Annotated in this window: 7 protein-coding genes and 1 pseudogene; 4 read left to right on the top strand and 4 right to left on the bottom strand. The window is 69.1% G+C overall.

Annotated elements, in window-relative coordinates; all coding sequences use genetic code 11:
- Positions 1 to 86: pseudogene (locus STRTUCAR8_RS53765) on the bottom strand (GlsB/YeaQ/YmgE family stress response membrane protein); the annotation flags it as partial.
- 246 nt (positions 87 to 332) lie between these two features.
- Between STRTUCAR8_RS53765 and STRTUCAR8_RS00460 the strand changes: the two are divergent.
- Positions 333 to 731 carry a DUF3099 domain-containing protein gene (locus STRTUCAR8_RS00460; protein WP_006373380.1) on the top strand — a complete coding sequence of 133 codons (399 nt, stop codon included), beginning with the start codon at positions 333 to 335 and terminating at the stop codon, positions 729 to 731.
- Positions 732 to 940: 209 nt separating this feature from the next.
- Entirely contained in the window at positions 941 to 1,165 is a 225-nt protein-coding gene (locus STRTUCAR8_RS00465) for a hypothetical protein (RefSeq protein ID WP_006373383.1), read from the top strand.
- Positions 1,166 to 1,171: 6 nt separating this feature from the next.
- On the opposite strand, the gene moaA is transcribed toward STRTUCAR8_RS00465, so the two are convergent.
- The 3 genes from moaA to STRTUCAR8_RS00480 all read right to left on the bottom strand — a co-directional run bounded on the left by moaA (position 1,172) and on the right by STRTUCAR8_RS00480 (position 4,314).
- Positions 1,172 to 2,161, bottom strand: a complete 990-nt coding sequence (moaA, locus tag STRTUCAR8_RS00470) for a GTP 3',8-cyclase MoaA (protein ID WP_006373382.1) — start codon at positions 2,159 to 2,161, stop codon at positions 1,172 to 1,174.
- 174 nt (positions 2,162 to 2,335) lie between these two features.
- A complete protein-coding gene (locus tag STRTUCAR8_RS00475; RefSeq protein WP_006373381.1) occupies positions 2,336 to 3,961 on the bottom strand; it encodes a solute symporter family protein in 1,626 nt (541 codons plus the stop codon).
- Complete coding sequence (locus tag STRTUCAR8_RS00480) at positions 3,958 to 4,314, bottom strand: DUF485 domain-containing protein (RefSeq protein WP_006373378.1); 357 nt, start codon at positions 4,312 to 4,314, stop codon at positions 3,958 to 3,960. Before STRTUCAR8_RS00480 ends, STRTUCAR8_RS00475 begins: the two co-directional genes overlap by 4 nt.
- A gap of 459 nt (positions 4,315 to 4,773) precedes the next feature.
- Here STRTUCAR8_RS00480 and STRTUCAR8_RS00485 point away from each other — a divergent pair, with 459 nt between their 5' ends.
- The gene (locus STRTUCAR8_RS00485; protein ID WP_006373377.1) at positions 4,774 to 6,306 is read left to right on the top strand and encodes a S8 family peptidase; all 1,533 of its coding nucleotides are present in this window, start codon (positions 4,774 to 4,776) and stop codon (positions 6,304 to 6,306) included.
- 85 nt (positions 6,307 to 6,391) lie between these two features.
- A partial coding sequence (locus STRTUCAR8_RS00490) for a S8 family peptidase (RefSeq protein ID WP_044471393.1) occupies positions 6,392 to 7,916 on the top strand: 1,525 nt, incomplete at its 3' end.

A 7,916-nucleotide genomic window follows, 5' to 3' on the forward strand; every position in this document is an offset into this window, starting at 1 on the left:
AGCGGGCTGTGCTGCTTGCCCGGAATGATCGCCTTGGCCAGCAGACCCAGCACGAATCCCACGATGATCGCCCACAACCAGCCCATGGATGCCTCCTCGTACGGCTCTACGTGAGCATTACGCCCAGTGTCGGCCCGTTCGCGCTACGGCGCATGTCGGGGACCTCGGTACGCGGTACGGCGCAGTCGGGTCACCCCGTCGGAAGGTGCCCCGGTCTCGTAGGCGGCGCAGGCGCGGCGTAACGTGGAAAGCGTCCGGGCCTGGTTCCCCGACCTTGGTTCGGTGCGGGTACGGCCCGGGGCGGGTCCGATTCGGGTGGATGGTGGAACGTGATGCGGAAGCAGAGCAGCAGCGGCGGTGCCCAGGTCTTCCGGATCACCGGGGCCCGGCAGGGGCTCGCGGACGATGTCCGGGCCAGACAGCGCAGGTACGTCATCTCGATGTCCGTGCGCACGGTGGCGGTGGTCCTCGCGGCGACGCTCTGGAACGTCGAACGGCACGTCGCGTTCGTGGCGCTGGTACTCGGCATGATCCTGCCCTACATCTCCGTGGTGATCGCCAATGCCGGCCGGGAGAACGCGCCGGGGCTCCCGTCGACGTTCGTGACGGCTCCGGTGCGGCCGATGATCGCGCCGCCCGAGCCGCGAGAGGGTTTCGCGGAATCCGCGGCGGAAGACGATGGGGGCGATCGGACGGCCGGTACGAGGGGTAATCCGCGCGAGCGGGCCTGACCAAAAGTCAGTGCGGAGGGCGTCCCCAAGCTCAAGAAAAGCTCAGATCAATCATGCTGTTCCATTGCCGGGCGGACGGTCACCCGTGACATACTTCGTACGCGCTCCGCATCCCCCGTCGGAGCGACAGACCGACGCCGGGCAGCTCCCCCCGTGGCTGCTCGGCGTCGCCTTTTTGAGCGCTCTTCGCGCCGGGTTAGGGTCGCAGGATGATCGGCCCTGACCCTGACTCCCCCATCTGTTCCGCCAAGGCATGCCGGGCGGACGCCGAGTGGGTGCTCGCCTGGAACAACCCGAAGCTGCACACGCCCGAGCGGCGCAAGACATGGCTGGCGTGCGAGGAGCATCGCGAGCACCTGTCCCAGTTCCTGGGGGTGCGGGGGTTCCTCAAGGATGTGGTGAGGCTGGCGGAGTGGGAGTCCTCGGACACCTGAGCCGCTTCAGCCGCCGATCGCCGACATCGGCCTGTTGGGCTGGACGAAGGTCGGGTCGTCGAGGCCTGCGCCTGCTTTCTTGCCCCACATCGCCTCGCGCCAGATACGGGCTATCTCCTCGTCGGGGGCGCCGGAGCGGAGGGCGGTTCGCAGGTCGGTCTCCCCGCGGGCGAAGAGGCAGTTTCGTATCTGGCCGTCGGCGGTGAGGCGGGTGCGGTCGCAGGCGGCGCAGAACGGGCGGGTGACGGAGGCGATGACGCCCACGCGGTGCGGGCCGCCGTCGACCAGCCAGCGTTCGGCGGGAGCCGAGCCCCGTTCGCCGGAGCCCTCCTCCGTGAGGTCGAAGCGGGTGCGCAGGGAGGTCAGGATGTCGCCCGCGGTCACCATGCCGTCGCGCTTCCAGCCGTGCTGGGCGTCCAGCGGCATCTGCTCGATGAAGCGCAGTTCGTAGTCGTGCTCGACCGCCCAGGCGAGGAGGTCGGGGGCCTCGTCCTCATTGAACCCCGGCATCAGGACCGCGTTGACCTTCACGGGGGTCAGACCGGCCTCGCGGGCGGCCTCCAGGCCGGCGATGACGTCCTTGTGGCGGTCGCGGCGGGTGAGGGTCTTGAAGACGTCGGGGCGCAGGGTGTCCAGGGAGACGTTGACACGGTCCAGGCCCGCCGCCTTCAGGGCGGACGCCGTACGGCCCAGGCCGATGCCGTTCGTCGTCAGGGACATCTGCGGACGCGGGGCCAGGGCGGCGACCCGCTCCACGATGCCGACCAGACCCGGGCGCAGCAGCGGCTCGCCGCCGGTGAAGCGGACCTCCTCGATACCGAGGGAGGTGACCGCGATGTCGATGAGGCGGACGATCTCGTCGTCCGTGAGCAGGTCCGGCTTGGCCAGCCACTGCAGGCCCTCCTCGGGCATGCAGTACGTGCACCGCAGGTTGCAGCGGTCGGTCAGCGAGACGCGCAGATCGGTGGCCACTCGGCCGAAAGTGTCGATGAGCACGTGGGCCCCCTCCCTCGTAGCGGATCGCATGGACAGAAGTCCTTCTGTACCTGCGAGCCTACGTGACCCCACTGACAACAAGGCAGGCCCGATGCCACAGGATGCGGCGCGGGGCCGCCGTAGATCCCTACGACGGCCCCGCGCGATGCCTTGCCGGCGAACGGACGCCCCGTGCTAGTGCGCCCCGGTTCCCGTGAGGGACCGGACCTCGAGCTCGGCGTACTTGCCGGTGTCGGGCTCTTCCTTGGAGAGGACCGTGCCGAGCCAGCCCATGAGGAAGCCGAACGGGATGGAGATGATCCCCGGATTCTTCAGCGGGAACCAGTGGAAGTCGACGCCCGGGAACATCGCCTTCGGGTCGCCGGAGACCACCGGTGAGAACAGCACCAGGCCGACCGCCACGATCAGGCCGCCGTAGATCGACCACAGGGCGCCCTGAGTGGTGAACTTCTTCCAGAACAGGCTGTAGAGGATCGTGGGCAGGTTGGCGGACGCGGCGACCGCGAACGCCAGCGCGACCAGGCCGGCCACGTTGAGGTCGCGGGCGAGGGCGCCCAGGGCGATGGAGACGATGCCGATGAAGACGGTGGACCAGCGGGCCGCCTTCATCTCCTCCTTCTCGGTGGCCTTCCCCTTGCGGATGACGTTGGCGTAGATGTCGTGCGCGAAGGACGACGACGAGGCCAGCGTGAGGCCTGCGACGACGGCGAGGATCGTCGCGAAGGCGACCGCCGAGATCGTCGCGAGCAGCACCGCGCCCCAGGTCGAGTCGACGCCGCCGATGTGCAGGGCGAGCAGTGGCGCGGCCGTGTTGCCCGAGGGGTTGGAGTCGGTGATCTCTTTCGGGTCGATCAGCGCGGCGGCGCCGAAGCCGAGCGCGATCGTCATCAGGTAGAAGCCGCCGATGATGCCGATGGCCCAGTTCACGGACTTCCGGGCGGCCTTGGCCGTGGGCACCGTGTAGAAGCGGATCAGGATGTGCGGCAGACCGGCGGTGCCGAGGACCAGGGCGATGCCCAGCGAGATGAAGTCCAGCTTGGTGGTGCCGCTGGCGCCGTACTGCAGACCGGGCTCCAGGAAGGCGTCGCCCTTGCCGCTGCGTTCGGCGGCGGTGCCGAGGAGATCGGAGATGTTGAAGTTGAACTTCAGCAGCACCAGGAACGTAATGAGGATCGTGCCGCTGATGAGCAGCACGGCCTTGACCATCTGGACCCAGGTGGTGCCCTTCATGCCGCCGATGGAGACGTACACGATCATCAGGACGCCGACGAGGGCGACGATGGCGACCTTGCCCGCGTCCGAGGTGATGCCGAGGAGGAGCGAGACGAGGACGCCCGCGCCGGCCATCTGGGCCAGCAGGTAGAAGATCGAGACGACGATCGTCGACGTGCCGGCGGCCGTGCGGACCGGGCGCTGGCGCATCCGGTACGCGAGGACGTCACCCATGGTGTAGCGGCCCGAGTTGCGCAGCGGTTCGGCCACCAGGAGCAGGGCGACCAGCCAGGCGACGAGGAAGCCGATGGAGTACAGGAAGCCATCGTACCCGAAGAGGGCGATCGCGCCCGCGATGCCGAGGAAGGACGCGGCGGACATGTAGTCGCCGGAGACCGCGAGGCCGTTCTGGAAGGCGGTGAACTGGCGTCCGCCGGCGTAGAAGTCCGCGGCGCTCTTGGTCTGGCGGCCTGCCCAGACGGTGATGACGAGGGTCGCGACGACGAACACCGCAAACAGGGAGATGATCAGCGGCCGGTGCTCGCCGGCCTCCCCGGCCGCGAGAACACTCTGCTGTACGGGGCTCATGCGTCGCCCTCCATCCGGGACTTGATCGCCTCACCCTTGGGGTCGAGGTTGGCGGCGGCGTGCCGCGAGTACCACCAGGCGATGAGGAACGTGGTGACGAACTGGGCGATGCCGAGGACGAAGGCGACGTTGATGTGGCCGACGAGCTTGGTGCCCATGAAGCCGCCCGCGTAGTTCGACAGCAGGACGTACAGCAGGTACCAGGCGATGAAGCCGAGGGTCAGCGGGAAGGCGAAGGAGCGGTGGGCGCGGCGCAGTTCACCGAACTCGGCGCTCTGCTGGACCTCGACGAACTCCTCCGTGGAGGGGACGTGGCGCTCTGTCTTCGAGGGGGGCGGTGCGTCGGTAGCCACGGAGTCTCCTCGCGTTGCGGGTGCGGTCACGACAGTGGACGGCGGTGCGTGGTCGTTCGGGGACGGGGTCGGGCTGGGTACGGACATGGCTCTTCTCTGACCTCGCGGTGATCTGGATCACAGGGGGTCGGCTCGCGATGGTAGGGCCCCCACGCGTGATCCGACAGGGGCCCGATGGTCCTCGTGCTCCCTGCCCAAGGTCACGGCGCCACGCGAGGACCGGTTCAACTCGCCATGCTTCTTTCCGAACTGGTTTCCGGAAGTCATTGATGGCCAGCGACGATGCGGGATAGCTTCGCCCTGTACCACCCGTCATGTACCTGCAAAATCGGAGGTGCGGGCCATGCGCCCGTGCCCGCTTTTTCGCGCGTACACAACTGTTGTCCGTCCCTGCTACGCGCTTGCCCGGCAACCATCCTTGTCCGGGCTTGCATCGTTTCCGGATGATGTGGAGAACCCATGGCTCATCTGCGCTCCAGACGCCGGCTCGCTCTCGCGGTGCCGGTCGTACTGTCCCTGACCGCCTCCCTCGGCTTCCTGCCCGTGGCCGCTTCGGCCGCCGAACCGGCCGCCTCCGTCACCCGCGCCGCCGACGGTCCGAACCTCGCGTACGTCGTCAACACCAAGAGCACCGACCGTCACACGATCGGGGCGGTGACGAAGGCGATCTCCAAGGCCGGCGGCACTGTCGTCGTCACGTACGGCAAGATCGGTGTGATCGTCGTCCACTCCGCGAACCCCACCTTCGGGGCGGAGATCCGCGCGGCGCGCGGGGTGCGGTCCGCGGGTGCCACCCGGACCACGCCGCTGGTGGCCGCCGGGACGACCGACGAGGGCGCGGCGGACTATCTGACGGCCGCGGAGGCAGCCAAGGTCGAGGCCGTGTCGGCGAAGACCCCCGAGAGCGAGCCCCTCGAAGCCGACCAGTGGGACCTGCGGTCGATCGGCGCCGACAAGGCAGCGAAGATCAACCCGGGCAGCCGCAAGGTCACCGTCGCCGTGATCGACACCGGCGTCGACGACACCCACCCCGACCTCGCCCCGAACTTCTCCGCGTCCCAGTCGGCGAACTGCGTCGGCGGCGTCGCGGACACCAGCGCCGGTGCGTGGCGCCCGTACACCGCCGAGGACTACCACGGCACCCATGTCGCCGGTGAGATAGCCGCCGCCCGCAACGGCATCGGGGTGGCCGGGGTCGCGCCCGGCGTGAAGGTCTCCGGCATCAAGGTGAGCGACCCGGCCAACGGGCTCTTCTACCCGGAGAGCGTCGTGTGCGCCTTCGTGTTCGCCGCCGACCACGGCGTCGAGATCACGAACAACAGCTACTACGTCGACCCGTGGCTGTACAACTGCCTGGACGACCCCGATCAGCTGGCCATCGTCGACGCGGTCAACAGGGCGCAGCTGTACGCGACGAAGAAGGGCACCCTCAACCTGGCGTCGGCGGGCAACTCCGCCCACGACCTCGACTCCGACGCGATCGTCGACGAGACCAGCCCCGACGACTCGCCGCCGGTCACGCGCACCATCGACCCGCACGAGTGCTTCGACGTGCCGACCCAGCTCCCGGGTGTCGTCACGGTGAGCGCCACGGGCGTCGACAACGTCAAGTCGTACTACTCCACCTACGGCAACGGCGTCATCGACATCGCGGCCCCCGGCGGCGACCGCAAGTACCAGATACCGGACACGCCGTCGAAGAACGGCCGCATCCTGTCCACCATGCCGAACGGCGAGTACGGCTTCCTGCAGGGCACCTCGATGGCCTCGCCGCACGCCGCGGGCGTCGCCGCGCTGCTCAAGTCGAAGCACCCGAAGGCGACCCCGGCCCAGCTCCAGGCGCTGCTCAAGGTCCAGGCCAACAACCCCGGCTGTCCCGTGTCGTACGACCAGGACGGTGACGGCACGCAGGACGCGGTGTGCGAGGGCGGCAAACGGGTCAACGGATTCTTCGGGTTCGGAATCGTCGACGCGCTGCGTGCGGTCAAGTGACCCGCACGTTCTGCCACGTTTTCCAGGTTTTCCGCACAGTCCGCACGGTCCGCATGTCCACGAACGAAGGAACTGGAGACCCTCTATGACAGCCCCCCACTCGCGCTCCCGTCGCGCCGTGGCGATCCCGGTCGGGATGGTCATGGCGTCGGCGTTCGCCTTCCTGCCGAACATCCAGGCCGCCGCCGCGGCCGACGTCGAGGCGGCCCCCGCCGCGGCTGTCACGGCCGACGCGACCTCGCTCAGCTATGTCGTCAACGTGTTCCCCGGGTTCGGTCCCTCCCAGCACGTCAGGAAGGCCATCGCGAAGGCCGGCGGCACGATCGTGACGTCGTACGACCGGATCGGGGTCGTCGTCGTCCACTCGGCGAACCCCGACTTCGCCAGGCTCATCCGCAAGGTGCCGGGCGTGCAGTCCGCGGGCAACACGCGCAACGCGCCGCTGCCCGCGCAGTCGACCACCGACGAGGGCGCCCCGAAGGTGCTCTCCGCGGCGGAGATAGCGAACGCCACCGCGGGCGCCACCGCGGCCCAGGACCCGCTGGAGCCACTGCAGTGGGACCTGCCCGCCATCAAGGCGGACAAGGCGCACGAGAAGACGCTCGGCAGCCGCAAGGTCACCGTCGCCGTGATCGACACCGGCGTCGACGACACCCACCCGGACATCGCGCCGAACTTCGACCGCGCCGCCTCGGTCAACTGTGTGACGGGCAAGCCCGACACGACCGACGGTGCCTGGCGGCCGACCACGGGCGAGAGCCCGCACGGCACGCACGTCGCCGGCGAGATCGCCGCCGCCAAGAACGGCGTCGGCGTCACGGGCGTCGCGCCGGGCGTGAAGGTGTCCGGCATCAAGGTGTCGACCACGGCCGGCTACTTCTACACGGAGGCCGTCGTCTGCGGCTTCGTGTGGGCGGCCGAGCACGGCGTCGACATCACGAACAACAGCTACTACACGGACCCCTGGTACTTCAACTGCAAGAACGACCCGGACCAGAAGGCCCTGGTCGACGCCATCACCCGGGCCACGCAGTACGCGGAGCACAAGGGCGTCGTCAACGTCGCGGCGGCAGGCAACGAGAGCTACGACCTCGCGGCCGACGAGATCACCGACCCGGTCTCCCCCAACGACGCGACGCCCTCGGACCGGGTCGTCGACCCGTCCAAGTGCTACGACATCCCGACCCAGCTCCCGGGTGTGGTGACGGTCTCCTCGACCGGCGCCAAGGGCATCAAGTCGTCCTTCTCCAACCACGGCCTGGGGGTCATAGACATAGCCGCCCCCGGCGGGGACTCGACCCGCCTCCAGACCCCGGCCCCGCCGGCCACCAGCGGCCTGATCCTCGGCCCGCTGCCCGGCGGCAGCTGGGGCTACATGGCGGGTACGTCGATGGCGACCCCGCACGTCGCGGGCGTGGCCGCCCTGATCAAGTCGACGCACCCGCACGCGTCGGCCGCCCTGGTGAAGGCGCTCCTGTACGCCGAGGCGGACGCCACGCCGTGCACGGACCCGTACGACCTCGACGGTGACGGCAAGGTCGACGCGGTGTGCGAGGGCCGGAAGAACTACAACGGCTTCTACGGCCACGGCGTCGCCGACGCCCTGGACG

This window comes from Streptomyces turgidiscabies Car8 (assembly GCF_000331005.1).
GTDB classification, from domain to species: Bacteria; Actinomycetota; Actinomycetes; order Streptomycetales; family Streptomycetaceae; genus Streptomyces; species Streptomyces turgidiscabies.